This window comes from Propionicicella superfundia DSM 22317 (assembly GCF_000423465.1).
GTDB lineage: Bacteria > Actinomycetota > Actinomycetes > Propionibacteriales > Propionibacteriaceae > Propionicicella > Propionicicella superfundia.
Genome location: NZ_KE384022.1, coordinates 309,563 through 324,696, shown reverse-complemented (window position 1 = coordinate 324,696; position 15,134 = coordinate 309,563). Strand labels below are relative to the sequence as shown.

Sequence of the window (15,134 nt, the reverse complement as noted above, 5' to 3'; positions counted from 1 at the left end):
GGATGGCCCGCCAGCAACCGGCGCAGCAGGCGCCGCCCGTCCAGCGGCTGCGCATCCGCTATGCGAAGCGGGGCCGGCTCCGGTTCGCCAGCCACCGCGACTTCGCGCGGGCGTTCGAGCGTGCGCTGCGGCGGGCGGGCGTGCCCATGGCCTATTCGTCGGGCTTCTCGCCGCATCCGCGGATCTCGTATGCGAACGCGGCTCCGACCGGCGCGGCCAGCGAGGCGGAGTATCTCGAGATCGCCCTCGTCCGGGAGTGCGACCCGGCTGCCGTGCGGGATGCGCTCGACGCGTCTCTGCCCGCCGGCCTCGACGTGCTGGACGCGGTTCCCGCCCGTGCCGGTGCCCTTGCCGACCGTCTGACGGGGTCGCGCTGGCGCATCGAGGTGTCCGGGGTGGACGAGGAGACGCTGCGTGACGCGGTCACGGCCTTCCTCGCCGCCGACGAGGTCGCCGTGGAGCGGATGATGAAGAGCGGGCTCCGCCGGTTCGACGCGCGTGGGCCGGTCGTCGCCCTGGAGGTGCGTGACGGGGTTCTCGATCTGCTCGTCGAGCACGGGACGCCCCTGGTCCGTCCCGACGACGTCGTCCAGGCTCTCGGTCGGGTGCGGCCGGGTGTGCCCGAGGGTCTTTCCGCGCGTGCTACCCGGCTTCGGCAAGGGACGTTGCGCGATGGCGAACTGGCCGACCCGCTGGCCTGAGCGACGTTCACGGAAGGCTGTGCGATACTGGGCCTTGTACCCAGCCCCTGGGTGCGTGCAGGCACGATCGGCGGTGGTTACCGCTTGCTGTACCGCGACGAGAAGTCGACCGCGGCGGCTGATCGTGTCGAGCGACAGGCTTCGCCGCTTCGCGCGGCCGACACCGCGGCGCATGCCGCTTTGAAGGAGAGCAATGCTCGACCCGGATGCCACAGAATCCGCTTCTTCCACGACCCCCGAATCCTCCGACGCCCCGGCCTCACCGGCTCCGCGGCGGCGTCGGGCGGCCCGGCCGGCCGGGCCGCCGGCACCCTTGACCGGGTCGGATTCCACCGCGGAGGCGACGCAGCCGCCCGCCGAGACCGCGGGTGATCCGGAGCCTCCGGCCGCCGAACCGCCGGCGAAGGCTCCGCGCCGCACCCGGACGCGCACCCCGAAGGCCGCCGCGCCCGAGGCGGAGACGGCCGAACCGCCGGCGCCGGTCGCCGAGGAGACCAAGCCTGCGTCGGCACCGCGGCGTCGCACCCGCAAGACCGCCGCGTCCGGCGCGGAGGCGCCGCTCGAGGCCGCCACCGAGCCTGCCGCGGAGCCGGCGGCGGTCGAGGCGCCCGCCGAGGCCACCGTCCCCGATTCCCCGGCCGAGCCCGCGGCTCCCCGTCGGCGCGCCCGTGCACGTTCCACGCGTCCTGTCGCCGCGCCCGATCCGTCGCCCGCCGACGCCACGCCCGCACCCGAGGACCCGGCCGCGTCCGGCGACGCGGCGGACGATGGCCTCGACCCGGTGGGCGCCGCGCTGAAGGCCACGATCGCCGAGAGGCAGCCGCGGAAGCGTTCCCGCTCCCGTGCGGCCGCCGTGAGCGACGCGACCGCCGAGACCGGCGACGAGGTCGCGCAGGCGCTGGCCGAGTTGACGGCCGCCGTCGCCCCGGCAGCGACAGATGTCGAGGAGACCGTGCCCACCGCCGCACCGGCGGTCGAGGACGAGACGGCCGACGACCAGGTGGCCGCCGACCAGGTGGCCGCCGTCGCGGACGCGGACGAGGAGACCGACGAAGACACCGACGACGAGATCGCCGGCGAGGCGGGCGTCACCGACCTGGACGAGGTCGCCGCGGCCCTGGCCGCGGCCGCCCTGGAGCGCCGCGACCGGAAGACGGAATCGTCGGAGGACGACGAGGACGGTGAGCGGCCCTCCGGGCCGTCTGCCGACGAGGTTCTGGAGAGCCTCGCCGATGCGATCTCGCTGGACGCCCACGACGTGGACGACGACGAGGCCCACAGCGACGACGAGGATGCGGACCAGGAGCCGGCGACCGGCACGACGGGCCGTCGCCGGCGGCGCCGGGGAGGTCGTCGCCGTCGTCGGGGAGGCGGCGATGCCGCGGCGGCCGAGGACGAGGAGCCCGCGGCCTCCGAGGACGGGGCGACCGAGACCGACAGCGCCGCAGGCGGGACCGATTCCGACGAGACCGATTCCGACGAGAGCGAGGAGACGTCGGGCACCCGGCGTCGGCGTCGGCGTCGCCGCCGCAGCGAGGCTGGGGATTCCGGGCCCGACGGGGGCCGTGTCCGCACGACCGCCGAGGCGGCCGACGAGGTCACCGGCATCTCCGGGTCCACCCGGATGGAGGCGAAGCGGCAGCGTCGCAAGGAGGGCCGCGCCGCCGGTCGCCGCCGCAGCCCGATGCTGAGCGAGGCCGAGTTCCTGGCACGCCGTGAGTCCGTGAAGCGGCAGATGCTGATCCGGCAACGTCCCGAGTACACGCAGCTCGCCGTGCTCGAGGACGACATGCTGGTCGAGCACTACGTCGACCGGCCGAGCGCCACGTCGCTCATCGGCAACATCTACCTCGGTCGTGTGCAGAACGTGCTTCCGTCGATGGAGGCGGCGTTCATCGACATCGGCCGTGCCCGCAATGCCGTCCTGTACGCGGGCGAGGTCGACTGGGATTCGTTCGGCGCCGAGGGCGAGTCGAAGAAGATCGAGAAGGTCTTCAAGTCGGGACAGTCCGTCCTCGTCCAGGCGACGAAGGACCCGATCGGGGCGAAGGGCGCCCGGCTGACGAGCCATATCTCCTTGCCGGGCCGCTTCATCGTGTACTCGCCGGGCGGCCATCTGTCCGGCATCTCCCGCAAGCTGCCCGTCGCCGAGCGGGAGCGGCTGAAGTCACTGCTCGGCCAGCACATCAGCGATGAGGCGAGCTTCATCGTCCGCACGGCGGCCGAGGGCGCGGGCGAGGACGACCTGGTCCGCGACGTCCACCGGTTGCAGGCGCAGTGGGAGATCATCGAGAAGAAGGCATCCCGCGGCCCGGCGCCGCAGTTGCTGTACGCCGAGCCCGACCTGACGCTGCGGATCGTCCGCGACCTGTTCACCGAGGACTTCTCCGAGGTCGTGATCGACGGGACCGGAGACGCCGACGACGCGTTCGACGCGGTCGACGCCTATGTGCGGCACGTCGCGCCGAACCTCGCGGACCGGGTGCGCCGGTGGGACGGCGAGAACGGTGCGATCTTCGCGAAGAACCGGGTGGACGAGCAGATCGCCAAGGCGCTGGAGCGCAAGGTCTTCCTGCCGTCGGGCGGGTCGCTCATCATCGACCGGACCGAGGCGATGACGGTCATCGACGTCAACACGGGCAAGTTCACCGGCAGCGGCGGAAACCTCGAGGCGACGGTCACGAGCAACAACCTCGAAGCGGCCGAAGAGATCGTCCGGCAACTGCGGCTGCGTGACGTCGGCGGGATCATCGTCATCGACTTCATCGACATGGTGCTGCCCAGCAACCGCGAGCTCCTGCTGCGGCGGCTCGTCGAATGCCTGGGTCGCGACCGGACCCGGCACCAGGTGTCCGAGGTGACGTCGCTCGGGCTGGTCCAGATGACGCGTAAGCGGATCGGCACCGGTCTCGCCGAGGCGTTCACCGTCCAGTGCGAGACGTGCCACGGGCGTGGCTACCATCGCCACGACCAGCCGATCGCCGATCAGACGCCGGCCGACGGCGGGGAGCGGCACAAGGGCCACAAGGGACAGGGCAAGCAGGGCAAGGGTCACAAGGACGGCGGCCGCAAGGATGGCAAGGGCCGCAAGGAGCAACAGGGGAACGGCTCGGGCGTGAAGACGGCCGAGGCGGCCGCGCTGCCGGTCTGAGGCCGCTGCCTGTCCGTCACCGCACGGGGATGTTTCGCTCGAGTTCGGCGAGCCACAGGGCGGCCGACGTGTCGGACGGCGCCCGCCAGTCCCCGCGGGGGGACAGCGAGCCGCCGTGGACGACCTTCGGTCCGTTCGGCAGCGCCGACCGCTTGAACTGGGCGAAGCCGAAGAAGCGGCGGCAGAACACCTCCAGCCAGTGGCGGATCGCGGCCAGATCGTAGGCGACGCGCTCGTCGTCGGGGAAGTTGGCAGGCCAGGCCCCGGCGGCGGCGTCGTGCCAGGCGTGCCAGGCGAGGAACGCGATCTTCGACGGCGGCATGCCGCGGCGCAGCACGTGGAACAGGGTGAAGTCCTGCAGCGCGTACGGCCCGACCGACGCCTGGGTCGACTGCGGCGTCTGGCCCTCGGCGACCGGCACCAGTTCGGGGGTGATCTCGGTGTCGAGGATGGACTGCAGGACGTCGGACGTCTCCTGCCCGAACTGCTCGGTCGCGACGACCCACCGGATGAGGTGCTGCATGAGCGTCTTGGGCACGCCGCCGTTCACGTTGTAGTGGGACATGTGATCGCCGACGCCGTAGGTGCACCAGCCGAGCGCGAGCTCCGACAGGTCGCCGGTGCCGAGCACGATGCCGCCGCGCTGGTTGGCGAGGCGGAACAGGTAGTCGGTGCGCAGGCCCGCCTGGACGTTTTCGAACGTCACGTCGTACACCGCCTCACCGGCCGCGAACGGGTGCCTCATGTCGGCGAGCAACTGCCGGGCCGCCGGGGTGATGTCGAGCGTCTCGAACGTGACGCCGAGCGAGGTCGCCAGAGCCTCGGCGTTGGCGCGCGTGTGGCCGCTCGTCGCGAACCCCGGCATCGTGAAGGCGAGGATGTCGGTGCGCGGCCGTCCGAGGCGGTCCATGGCGCGGGCCGCGACGATCAGCGCCTGGGTCGAGTCGAGACCGCCCGAGACCCCGATGACGATCTTCGGGTTCCCGATCGACCGCAGGCGCTGCACGAGGCCCGCCACCTGGATGTTGTACGCCTCGTAGCAGTCCTGCGCGAGGCGCCGCGCGTCGGCGGGGACGAACGGGAAGCGGGCGACGTCCCGCCGCAGTCCCAGATCCCCGGTCGGCGGCCGGAGGGCGAACTCGACCCACCGGAAGTCGGTGCGCTGGGTGGCGCGGCGATTGTCGTCGAACGTCCCCTGGCGGTAGCGCTCGGCGGCCAGCGTGGAGAGGTCGACGTCGTACACGGTCGTCTGCGGCCCGGTGGCGAAACGCTCGCCCCGTGCGACGAGCGCGCCGTTCTCGGCGATCATCGTCTGGCCGTCCCACGACAGGTCGGTGGACGACTCGCCCTCCCCGGCGGCCGCATACAGGTACGCGGACAGGCACCGGGCCGAGGCCGAGGTGACCAGCAGTTTCCGATCCTCGGCGCGGGCGACGGTGATGGGGGATCCGGACAGATTCGCGATGACGGTCGCGCCGGCGAGCGCGGCCTCGCTGCTCGGGGGGATCGGCACCCACATGTCCTCGCAGATCTCCACGGCGAGGATGAAGTGGGGCAGGTCCGCGGCGCTGAACAGGAGGTCGGTCCCGAACGGGGCATCGACTCCGCCGACGCGGATCTCGCCGGTGACGTCGTCCCCCGGAGCGAGCTGGCGCCGCTCGTAGAACTCGCGATATGTCGGCAGGTACGACTTCGGCACCACGCCGAGCACCTCGCCGTGGCACAGGACGACCGCACAGTTGTAGATCCTGTTGAGGCTGCGCAGGGGTGCGCCGACGACGACCACGACCGAGGCGTCGGCGGTGGCGGCGGCGAGGTCGGCGATGGCCTGGTCGACGGCGTCCAGGAGCACATCCTGGAGGACGAGGTCGTCCAGCGAGTAGCCGGACAGGCTCAACTCGGGGAACACGGCGAGGGCGATGCCGTCGTCCGCGCAGGCCTGCACGTGAGCGGCGATGGTCCGCGCGTTGGCGACGGGATCGGCCAGGACGACGGGGCCGGTACAGGCCGCGACCCGTGCGAAGCCGTGGGCGTACAGGTTGTAGAATTCCACCGTTGAACCTCCAGAGTCGTCCGCGCCGGCGGCTGTCCCCCCACACGCGGGGCGGCCCTCGCCGTGACCTTAGTGTCCCGCGCCGGGCGGCCGTTCGCGATCCGCGGCGTCCGGCCGCGGGCCGTCCCGGTCGCGGAATCCGTCGGTCGGCGTCCGTGGGGCGACGCCGAGAGGTCGTGCGTTTGACCAGGGTGAGGGTCGCCGCGTAGCCTTGACCCTCGGTGCCCAGTGGTGACGGTTCCTCGTCCCCGGCTCCGTCCAGGCTGACAGGTTCAGCCCGAGACCGAAGGTGAACATAGAGAGTGGGGCAGGCGTGTACGCGATCGTGCGCAGCGGCGGACGCCAGCACAAGGTTGCGGTCGGCGACGTGCTGGAGATCGACAAGGTCGAGACCGAGGTCGGTGGTTCTGTCGAGCTGACCCCGCTTCTCGTGGTCGACGGTGCCGACGTCACCTCCGAGGCCGAGGCACTCGGCAAGGTGAGCGTGACGGCCGAGGTTCTCGGCGAGGTCAAGGGCCCGAAGATCAAGATCGTCAAGTACAAGAACAAGACCGGGTACAAGAAGCGCCAGGGGCACCGTCAGCGGTACACCCAGGTCAAGGTGACCGGGATCGAGAGCTGAGGCTGAGATGGCACACAAGAAGGGCGCTTCCTCTTCGCGCAACGGGCGCGATTCCAACGCCCAGCGGCTGGGCGTCAAGCGGTTCGGCGGCGAGTACGTGAGCACCGGCGAGATCATCGTCCGGCAGCGCGGCACCCACTTCCATCCCGGTGACGGCGTGGGACGCGGCGGAGACGACACGTTGTTCGCGCTGCGCGCCGGCAACGTGCAGTTCGGGACCGCACGCGGACGCCGCGTCGTGTCGGTGCAGGTTTCCGAGACCGCCGACGCGTCCTGACGCGTCGTCAGGCTTTCCATGTCGCAGGCGGCCCCTCACGGGGTCGCCTGACGAGTTTCCGGACGCGAACGGACGGCTCATGGCGATTCCCTCCTTCGTCGACCAGGTGACCCTGCGGGTCTCCGGTGGCAACGGCGGGCACGGCTGCGCCTCGGTGCACCGCGAGAAGTTCAAACCGCTCGGCGGCCCCGACGGCGGCAACGGCGGTGACGGCGGATCGGTGATCCTGCGCGTCGACCCCGATCTCACGACCCTGGTCGAGTACCACAGGCAGTCGCAGCGGCGGGCCGAGAACGGCCAGCCCGGCAGGGGCGGCCACGCCAACGGCGCGAACGGGTCCGACATCGTCCTGCCCGTGCCGGATGGAACCGTCGTGTCGGACGTCGAGACGGGCGAGGAACTCGCCGATCTCGTCGGGGCGGGCACGGAGTTCGTCATCGCCGCCGGTGGCCGCGGGGGCCTCGGCAACGCGGCCCTCGCCTCGCCGGCGCGCAAGGCGCCCGGTTTCGCGCTGCTGGGCGAAGAGGGACAGGCGCGCGGCGTCCGGCTCGAGCTGAAGGTCCTGGCCGATGTGGGTCTGGTCGGGTTCCCGAGCGCCGGCAAGTCGTCCCTCATCGCGGCGATCTCGCGGGCACGGCCGAAGATCGCCGACTACCCGTTCACGACGCTCGTGCCCAACCTCGGCGTCGTCGTCGCCGGGGACACGACGTTCACCGTCGCCGACGTCCCCGGGCTCATCGAGGGGGCGTCCGAGGGGCGTGGGCTCGGACACGAGTTCCTGCGGCACATCGAGCGCTGTCAGGCGATCGTCCACGTCATCGACTGCGCCACCTACGAGCCGGGTCGCGACCCGATCACCGACCTCGACGTGATCGAGGCCGAACTTGCCGAGCACGGCGGCCTGGAGGACCGGCCGCGGCTCGTCGCGCTGAACAAGGTCGACGTGCCGGACGCCGCCGACCTCGCCGCGATGGCCCGGCCCGAGCTGGAGGCGCGTGGCCTGCCGGTGTTCGAGATCTCCACGAAGACGTCGACGGGGCTTCAGTCCCTCACGTTCGCGCTCGCGGAGCTGGTCGCCGCGCGCCGTGCCGCGGCTCCGGCGCCGGCCCCGCGGCGCATCGTCCTCACCCCGAAACCGGTCGCGGGTGGGGCGGAGTTCACCATCCGCAGGATCGGCGACGGCGACGGCGGCTTCCTGTGGCGGGTCCGAGGCGAGAAGCCCGAGCGCTGGGTGGCACAGACCGACTTCGCGAACGGCGAGGCCGTCGGCTATCTCGCCGACCGGCTCTCCCGCATCGGCATCGAGGACGAACTCCTCGCCCAGGGGGCGCGTGCCGGGGACGCCGTCGCGATCGGCGGCGAGAACGCCGTTGTGTTCGACTTCGCGCCGCAGGTGGAGTCCGGGGCGGAGATCCTCAGCCGTCGCGGCGAGGACCAGCGGCTGGCCACCGAACGCCCGTCGGCGACCCGGAGGCGCGAGCTCGACGCGGCCTACCATGCCGCGAAGCACGCCGAGGACATCACCCGGGCGGCGTTGGAGGGCCTGTCGGACGACGACGGCGCCGAGGACGACGATGCCTGAGGAATCGCTCACCTCGCGGCTCGTCCGGGCCGAGATCGTCGGCGCGCGGCGGATCGTCGTGAAGGTGGGCTCGTCGTCGCTGACGGCGAACGGAGGCGCGCTGGACGGTGCGCGCCTGACTGCTCTCGCAGACGCCCTTGCCGCCGCGCGGAAGGACGGGCGTGAGGTCGTGCTGGTGACCTCCGGGGCCGTCGCGGCGGGGCTGCCCCCGCTCGGCCTGCAGACCCGCCCGCAGGATCTCGCCAGCCAGCAGGCCGCGGCGTCCGTCGGGCAGGGACTCCTCATGCGGCGCTACGGAGATGCGTTCGCCGCGCACGGCATCACGGTCGGGCAGGTGCTCCTGACCGTCGACGACGTGACGCGGCAGGCGAGCTACCGCAACGCCGTCCGCACCCTGTCGCGGCTGCTGGAGATCGGCGTGCTGCCGATCGTCAACGAGAACGACACGGTCGCGACGCACGAGATCCGCTTCGGCGACAACGACCGTCTCGCCGCCCTGGTCGCCCACCTCGTCACCGCCGACGCCCTGTTCCTGCTGAGCGACGTGGACGCGTTGTACACGACTGCGCCGAGCCGGCCGGGGGCGGAGAGGATCGCCGAGGTCGAGAGCGTGGACGACCTGGACGTCGACACGACCCGTCGCGGCGCGGCCGTCGGCACCGGCGGGATGACCACGAAGCTGGAGGCGGCCCGGATCGCCACGGCGGCCGGGATCCCCGTGGTCCTCGGCTGCGCCGAGGAGGCCGCCGCGGTGATCCAGGGGGGACATGTCGGCACCCTGTTCCACCCCACGGGCAAGCGGCGGCCGAAGCGGTTGCTGTGGCTCGCGTTCGCGTCGCAGTCCCGGGGCACGGTCGTCCTCGACGACGGAGCGGTGAAGGCGCTCACCGAGCGGCACGCGTCCCTGCTGCCCGCCGGGATCGTCGAGGTCGCCGGCGAGTTCACCGCCGGCGACCCGATCAAGCTCGTCGCTCTCGACGGGCGCCTCGTGGGTCGGGGGATCGTCAACTACGACGCCGCCGAGCTGCATTCGATGATCGGCTTCAGCACCCGCGAGCTCGTCGCCACGCGCGGGCCGGCCTACGAGCGAGAGGTCGTCCACCGCGACTTCCTCATGACGCGCAAGCTCCGCAAACGTCCCGCGAAGAAGCCTTCCGCGGGGCGGTCTCGGCTAGACTCCGGCGCATGATCGCAGCAGTCAGTTGGGGGTCGGTCGCCGTGGGCGTCATCGTCTTCCTGATCCTGGCCACAGCCCTCGGCGTCGTGATGCACGTCGGGCAGGGCCGCCCGCATAGCTGATGGAGTCCACTGCAACCGGGCTCGCGCTGCCGTCCGACGAGCGCACGCCTCATCGCCTGGGCGTGATGGGCGGCACCTTCGACCCCATTCATCACGGCCACCTCGTCGCGGCCAGCGAGGCCGCCGCCCGCTTCGACCTCCACGAGGTCGTGTTCGTCCCGACCGGCGTGCCGTGGCAGAAGAAGAACCAGAAGGTGTCCTCCGGCGAGGATCGCTACCTGATGACGGTCATCGCGACGGCGTCCAATCCGCGATTCTCGGTGAGCCGGGTCGACATCGACCGACCGGGGGAGACCTACACCGTCGACACGTTGCGTGACCTGCAGGCCGAGCGCGGTCCCGACGTGGAGTTGCTCTTCATCACCGGCGCCGACGCGTTGCGCGCGATTCTCACCTGGCGCGGCGCGGACGAGCTGTTCGACCTTGCCCATTTCGTCGGGGTGTCGAGGCCCGGGGTGCGCCTGCACGAGTCGGACATCTCGCATCTGCCGGCCGACAAGGTGACGCTGCTGGAGGTGCCCGCGCTGTCGATCTCGTCGACCGACTGCCGCGCCCGCGTCGCCGCCGGACTCCCGATCTGGTACCTCGTCCCCGACGGTATCGTTCAGTACATCGCCAAGCGCGGTCTGTACCGCGAACCCGGAGTCGCCTCATGACAGCCAGCCCACGCGCGCTGGAGCTCACCCGCATCGCCGCCGATGCCGCCCGCGACAAGCTCGCCGCGGATCCTGTCGCCTTCGACGTGTCGGAGCATCTTGCGATCACCGACGTCTTCCTCGTCGTGAGCGCGTCGAACGAGCGGCAGGTCGGTGCCGTCGTGGACGCGATCGAGGAACGCCTGCTCCGCGAGGGCGTCAAGCGCGCCCGGCGGGAGGGGGACCGTGAGAACCGGTGGGTCCTGCTGGACTACCTCGATGTCGTGGTGCACGTCATGCACGCCGAGGAGCGCGAGACGTACTCGTTGGAGCGGCTGTGGCGCGACGCCCCGCAGATCGCACTTCCTCCCGCGACGATGGGATCGAGGCCGTGACCACCGAGTTGATCCTGTGGCGCCACGGCGAGACGGAATGGAACCGGGAGACCCGCTTCCAGGGGCAGACGGACGTCCCGCTGAACGAGCTCGGGGAGTTGCAGGCGAAGGCGGCTGCCGTGAAGCTCGCCCAGGCCAAGCCTGAGATCATCTACAGCTCCGACCTCGGCAGGGCGCGGCGGACGGCCGAGGCGCTCGCGCAGCGCACCGGCCTGCCTGTCGAGGTGGACGAGCGGCTCCGCGAGATCGACGTGGGCTCGTGGGCCGGCCGCACGATGGACGAGGTCAAGGTCATGTTCCCCGACTATCAGCGGCTCGTCGACGAGCACGTCGACTTCCCCCGCTCGCCCGAGGGCGAGACGCTCGGGCAGGTCGGGGTGCGGGTGGGCGAGGCCCTGCTGGACATCGCCGCGCGTCATGAAGGGCACCGCATCGTCATCGCCGGACACGGAAACGGGCTGCGCGTCGGCATGGCCCACGTCGTCGGCTGGGAGTGGAGCGTCCTCGGCGGCCTGGCCGTGATGGGCAACGCGAACTGGGCGGTCATGCGCAAGCGCGGTCACCGCTGGCGCGTGATCTCGTACAACCGCAGCGCCGCCTGAACGACGCGGCGGCTATCCGACCGGCAGCAGTCCGCGCTCGGCGAAGACCTTCTTCGCGGTGAACGTGGCGTTCAGGGCGCGGGGGAACCCGCAGTAGACGGCGGAGTGCAGGAACGCCTCGATGATCTGCTGCGGGGTGAGCCCGACGTTGAGAGCCGCGTTGATGTGCACGTCGAGCTGCGGCTCGCAGCCGCCGAGTGCGGTGAGCATCCCGAGCGTCACGAGCTGGCGATCGCGGGGCTCCAGGCCGGGCCGCGAGTAGATCTCGCCGAAGCCCCACGCGACCACCTGATGGCCGAGTTCCGGGGAGATGTCGCCGAGCGCGTCGATGACGTTCGCTCCGGCCGTCCCGTCGATGGCATCGAGCACCTTCCTGCCGTGCTCGAAGCGCTGCTGTCGCTCCGTCGTCTCAGTCATCGTCCATTCCGTTCTGTTGATGTGCTCGGAGTGCGGCGAGGTCGTCTCGGTAGGTCGTGATCTTCTTCGTCAGCGCCTGCTCATGGGTGCGCAGGCGGGCGATCTGCTCGCGCAGGCCCGCCTGGTGTGCTTCCAGCAGTCGCAAGCGGGGCTCCGTCGTGACGGGACCCTGCTCTCGGAGAACCGCGTAGTCGCGCATCTGCGCGATCGGCATACCCGTCTCCCGAAGACGCAGCAGGAACGCCACCCACTCCACGTCTGCCGCCGAGTACCGGCGCCGGCCGCCGGAGTCCCGGGCCACCGGGCGGATCAGTTCCGCGCGCTCGTAGTAGCGCAGCGTGTGCGCCGTCACCCCGGTCGCCGCGCTCATCTGCGCGATCGTGAGACCTGCCTCGTCCTCTGCCACACCAGCAGGCTAGAAGTTGGAGCGCGCTCTACGTCAAACCCTGCGCGCCGGCAACCTCGTGTCCGGCAATCACCGGCCGTGCGGCGGCCAGGCGATGGTCGCGGGGCCGTAGATCTCCGCGAGCGCCTCGGCACAGGCGAGGACGACGTCGTCGCGACCGGTGCCGCCGACGATCTGGACGGCTCGCGGCAGTCCGCTGTCCGCCGTCCCGGCGGGGACGCTGAGCGCCGGGTTGCCGGCGATGTTCCAGTACGAGGTGTATGCGATCGTCCGTGTCGATCCGATCCGGGTCGCGGCCAGTCCCGCGTGCGCCTGTCGGCGGACCGGGCCAGGCGGCGCGGGTGTGACGGGCGTCAGCAGGACGTCCAGCCGCTTGAACGCGAGGGCGGAGGCGAACGCGATCCGGTCGGTTTCGGCGAGTGCCCGGCGGAGCACGGCCCGAGGCGTCCGGTCGGCGATCGCCGCGGCCTGCCGGTTGCGCGTTTCGGCGCGGTCGGGGTGGTCCACCGTCCGGAGGGTGTCGCGGATGCCCGCGTCGGCCTGGACGAGAGAGGTCAGCGGCGTTCCGTGGGCGGTGAACGGTTTCGCCGTGACCTGATGCCCCGCCCGCTGCAGCGCGTGCGCCGCCCGTGCCACGGTGAGCGCCGATGCATGATCGGCCGTCACCCCCGGGACGGGCGCGCTGATCGTCCAGCCGACGCGCAGCCGGGCCGACTCGTACTCCGCCGGTTCCGTGACCAGCCGGTATTCGTCGGTGTCGACGTTGCCCGCGATGACGTCGACCACCGCACGGAGGTCGGCCACCGATCGGGCCAGGGGTCCGTGCTGGCCGAGGGCGTGCCAGATGGTGCGGTGCGGCGACGTGGAGACCAGGCCGCGGCTGGGCTTGAGCCCGTACACGCCGGTCCAGGCGGCGGGGATGCGGATGGAGCCGTCCGCGTCCGTTCCGAGCGCGACCGGGACCAGGCCGCTCGCGACGGCGACGGCCGAGCCGCCCGACGACCCGCCGGCGCTGCGGCCGAGGTCGCGCGGGTTGGACGTCCACCCCCAGGGGCCTTCGGTGTGGGGCCCGTGTCCGAACTCGGCCATGTGCGTCTTGCCGACGATGACGGCGCCGGCGGCGCGCAGCCGGCGCACGACCTCGGCGTCGGCGGCGGCCGGGGTCGTCATGGTCCGGCCGCCGAAGGTCGTGACGCTGCCCGCCACGTCCATGTCCTGCGTGACGGCCACGGGAACGCCGAACAGGGGGAGGGATGCCTTCTCCTCGGCCGGGAGGGCGTCGAGCGCGGCGGCTTCGCGTGCGGCCTCGTCGCGGACCTCGGCGAAGGCCGCCAGCCGGACGTCCCTGGCAGCGATACGGCGCACCGCCGCCGCGGTGAGTTCGGCCACGGGGACGGCGCCGGACCGCAGCCGCGCGGCCAGGTCGGTGGCGGTCAGGTCGAGCAGGTCGTCGGATCGCAGCACCCGGCCATGATCGCAGCCATCATGCTCCGGCCCGGGGGCGCGTACCGTGATCCGGTCGCGGGCGTCTCCGCACGGTGTCCGCACCGACAGGTCGACGCCCAGGTGAAGGACGATTTCGCTGTCGGCGAAGACAGCCACGGCGGGCGATGGTCGTTCCTGATGACTCATGTCAAGATGCCCGCTTGGGTTGAGTCGTTGACTCGTCTTGTTTTGCCCGTGTCATTTTGGTTCTGGATAGGTAGACGTGGTTGCGTTTGGCGGCTTTGAGGATGGTGCCGCGGCGGCGGGCGAGTTCGAGCAGGTTGCGTTGGATGAGGTCGATGTCGCGGCGAAGCTGGGCGGGGTTGGCCTGCGCGAGACGTTCCTGGATGAGTCGCCGGTCGACGTTGTCGAGGATGTCGGGGTGGTCGCGGAGGAGTCGGCCGGCCGGGGTGGTCGCGGTGTCGTGTCTCTTGGTGACCTTGGCGCCGACGCGGGTCTTGGAGACGAGTTTCTGTTGCGGGGTGAACAGGTTGGTCAGCTCGGCGGTGATCGGCCACAGCTGGTTGGTCAGGTCGAGTTTCCGGGCGGTGTCGTAGCGGTAGTAGCCGACGTTGCGGCGGACGCGGGTCCAGTTCTTCTGCTCGATGTGGGCCTGGTCGTTGGAGTGGTTCGGCCGGCCACGGGTGAACGTGATCTCGCGCAGGGTGCACCAGCGCAGCAGGTGGTGGTTGATGAACTCGCTGCCGTTGTCGGAGTGGATGCCCAGGACGGCGAAGGGGAACCGCAGCACGAGTTGTTCCAGCGCGGTCGCGACAACGCGTTCGCCTTTCGACCTCACGGTGATGGTCTCGGTCCAGCCGGTCGCCACGTCGACGGCGTCCAGGCTGTAGTGGAACGCGCCGTTGTTGTCGCCGCCGTCGTGGCCGACCAGGTCGATCTCGATGAACCCGGGCAGGGTGTCGTCCCACTCGTGCCAGGTCTTCAACGGAATCGACGACTTCAACAGCGACCCGGGCCGGGTCAGCGATCTGCCCTTGAGGTCGCCGACCAGCCCGATCCGGTAGGGCCGCAATCTGCGGTCGATCGTGGCCGCGGACATCGCCAGCAGCCCGTCGATGACCTGTGGCGACGCGTCCAGCTCGCCGCAGGCGACCAGGCTCGCGACCAGAGCCGGCAGCGCCGGCCGCAGGATCTTTCCGGACGGCCCGTCCAGCACCGCCCAGCACATCACCAGCGCGTCGATCACCTCAGGGCCGTAGCGGAACACCGGCACGCGGGCCTTGCGGGGCCGGTTCACGTCCTGACCGGCGACCGCAGCCCGCATCATCTTGCGGGCATGATCACGATGCCAGCCATTGACCGCGACCAGATGATCCAGGATCACCGACTTCTCCTGCTTGGTCGCCTTCCCCCACGCCTTCACCTGGCTGGCCAGCACGGCCTTCCGCTGCCTCATCGTCAACCCCATCCACGCAGCCTGACCCACGCGGGCACCTTCAGATGAGTCAACGACCCCAACCACGCGGGCATTCACGACGAGTCAACTCG

At 71.2% G+C, this 15,134-nt stretch carries 14 protein-coding genes; 9 read left to right on the top strand and 5 right to left on the bottom strand.

All coding sequences use genetic code 11. The features are described from left to right. Nucleotides 1-2 precede the first annotated feature (2 nt). Nucleotides 3-701 (top strand): TIGR03936 family radical SAM-associated protein, encoded by a 699-nt coding sequence (locus G555_RS20405; RefSeq protein ID WP_051209367.1) that lies wholly within the window; start codon nucleotides 3-5, stop codon nucleotides 699-701. A gap of 193 nt (nucleotides 702-894) precedes the next feature. Beyond that, the gene (locus G555_RS20400; RefSeq protein WP_084635313.1) at nucleotides 895-3,852 is read left to right on the top strand and encodes an Rne/Rng family ribonuclease; all 2,958 of its coding nucleotides are present in this window, start codon (nucleotides 895-897) and stop codon (nucleotides 3,850-3,852) included. A 16-nt stretch (nucleotides 3,853-3,868) separates the two neighbouring features. Here the strand turns inward: G555_RS20400 and G555_RS0115055 are convergent, their stop codons facing one another. Next, on the bottom strand, nucleotides 3,869-5,905 hold the full coding sequence (locus tag G555_RS0115055; protein ID WP_028709506.1) for an NAD(+) synthase: 2,037 nt from the start codon (nucleotides 5,903-5,905) through the stop codon (nucleotides 3,869-3,871). Between the two features lie 313 nt (nucleotides 5,906-6,218). On the opposite strand from G555_RS0115055, the gene rplU reads away from it, so the two are divergent. From rplU to G555_RS0115015, 7 genes are all read left to right on the top strand, one after another. Continuing rightward, on the top strand, nucleotides 6,219-6,527 hold the full coding sequence (gene rplU, locus G555_RS0115050; protein ID WP_028709505.1) for a 50S ribosomal protein L21: 309 nt from the start codon (nucleotides 6,219-6,221) through the stop codon (nucleotides 6,525-6,527). Nucleotides 6,528-6,534: 7 nt separating this feature from the next. After that, complete coding sequence (gene rpmA, locus G555_RS0115045; RefSeq protein ID WP_028709504.1) at nucleotides 6,535-6,804, top strand: 50S ribosomal protein L27; 270 nt, start codon at nucleotides 6,535-6,537, stop codon at nucleotides 6,802-6,804. Between the two features lie 79 nt (nucleotides 6,805-6,883). Beyond that, on the top strand, nucleotides 6,884-8,386 hold the full coding sequence (gene obgE / locus G555_RS0115040; protein ID WP_028709503.1) for a GTPase ObgE: 1,503 nt from the start codon (nucleotides 6,884-6,886) through the stop codon (nucleotides 8,384-8,386). Next, nucleotides 8,379-9,575 (top strand): glutamate 5-kinase, encoded by a 1,197-nt coding sequence (proB, locus tag G555_RS20395; protein ID WP_051209364.1) that lies wholly within the window; start codon nucleotides 8,379-8,381, stop codon nucleotides 9,573-9,575. Before obgE ends, proB begins: the two co-directional genes overlap by 8 nt. Before the next feature lie 109 nt (nucleotides 9,576-9,684). Next, nucleotides 9,685-10,341, top strand: coding sequence for a nicotinate-nucleotide adenylyltransferase (gene nadD, locus G555_RS0115025; RefSeq protein ID WP_028709502.1), 657 nt, complete (start codon nucleotides 9,685-9,687; stop codon nucleotides 10,339-10,341). Further along, a complete protein-coding gene (gene rsfS, locus G555_RS0115020) occupies nucleotides 10,338-10,715 on the top strand; it encodes a ribosome silencing factor (RefSeq protein WP_028709501.1) in 378 nt (125 codons plus the stop codon). Before nadD ends, rsfS begins: the two co-directional genes overlap by 4 nt. Then, nucleotides 10,712-11,317, top strand: a complete 606-nt coding sequence (locus G555_RS0115015) for a histidine phosphatase family protein (protein WP_028709500.1) — start codon at nucleotides 10,712-10,714, stop codon at nucleotides 11,315-11,317. The genes rsfS and G555_RS0115015 overlap by 4 nt, the downstream gene beginning before the upstream one ends. Before the next feature lie 12 nt (nucleotides 11,318-11,329). On the opposite strand, the gene G555_RS0115010 is transcribed toward G555_RS0115015, so the two are convergent. The 4 genes from G555_RS0115010 to G555_RS0114995 all read right to left on the bottom strand — a co-directional run bounded on the left by G555_RS0115010 (nucleotide 11,330) and on the right by G555_RS0114995 (nucleotide 15,072). Next, on the bottom strand, nucleotides 11,330-11,734 hold the full coding sequence (locus tag G555_RS0115010) for a carboxymuconolactone decarboxylase family protein (RefSeq protein WP_028709499.1): 405 nt from the start codon (nucleotides 11,732-11,734) through the stop codon (nucleotides 11,330-11,332). After that, complete coding sequence (locus G555_RS0115005; RefSeq protein ID WP_028709498.1) at nucleotides 11,727-12,140, bottom strand: MerR family transcriptional regulator; 414 nt, start codon at nucleotides 12,138-12,140, stop codon at nucleotides 11,727-11,729. The genes G555_RS0115010 and G555_RS0115005 overlap by 8 nt, the downstream gene beginning before the upstream one ends. 69 nt (nucleotides 12,141-12,209) lie before the next feature. Next, entirely contained in the window at nucleotides 12,210-13,742 is a 1,533-nt protein-coding gene (locus tag G555_RS20390; RefSeq protein WP_051209362.1) for an amidase family protein, read from the bottom strand. 31 nt (nucleotides 13,743-13,773) lie between these two features. Continuing rightward, complete coding sequence (locus G555_RS0114995) at nucleotides 13,774-15,072, bottom strand: integrase catalytic domain-containing protein (protein WP_211223276.1); 1,299 nt, start codon at nucleotides 15,070-15,072, stop codon at nucleotides 13,774-13,776. Nucleotides 15,073-15,134 lie beyond the last annotated feature (62 nt).

Excerpts from the sequence above, each read along its gene's own strand:
- rpmA (WP_028709504.1), top strand. The coding sequence starts at position 6,535 with ATGGCACACAAGAAGGGCGCTTCCTCTTCGCGCAACGGGCGCGATTCC.
- G555_RS20400 (WP_084635313.1), top strand. The coding sequence starts at position 895 with ATGCTCGACCCGGATGCCACAGAATCCGCTTCTTCCACGACCCCCGAA.
- proB (WP_051209364.1), top strand. The coding sequence starts at position 8,379 with ATGCCTGAGGAATCGCTCACCTCGCGGCTCGTCCGGGCCGAGATCGTC.
- G555_RS20405 (WP_051209367.1), top strand. The coding sequence starts at position 3 with ATGGCCCGCCAGCAACCGGCGCAGCAGGCGCCGCCCGTCCAGCGGCTG.
- nadD (WP_028709502.1), top strand. The coding sequence starts at position 9,685 with ATGGAGTCCACTGCAACCGGGCTCGCGCTGCCGTCCGACGAGCGCACG.
- G555_RS0115010 (WP_028709499.1), bottom strand. The coding sequence starts at position 11,734 with ATGACTGAGACGACGGAGCGACAGCAGCGCTTCGAGCACGGCAGGAAG.
- obgE (WP_028709503.1), top strand. The coding sequence starts at position 6,884 with ATGGCGATTCCCTCCTTCGTCGACCAGGTGACCCTGCGGGTCTCCGGT.
- rsfS (WP_028709501.1), top strand. The coding sequence starts at position 10,338 with ATGACAGCCAGCCCACGCGCGCTGGAGCTCACCCGCATCGCCGCCGAT.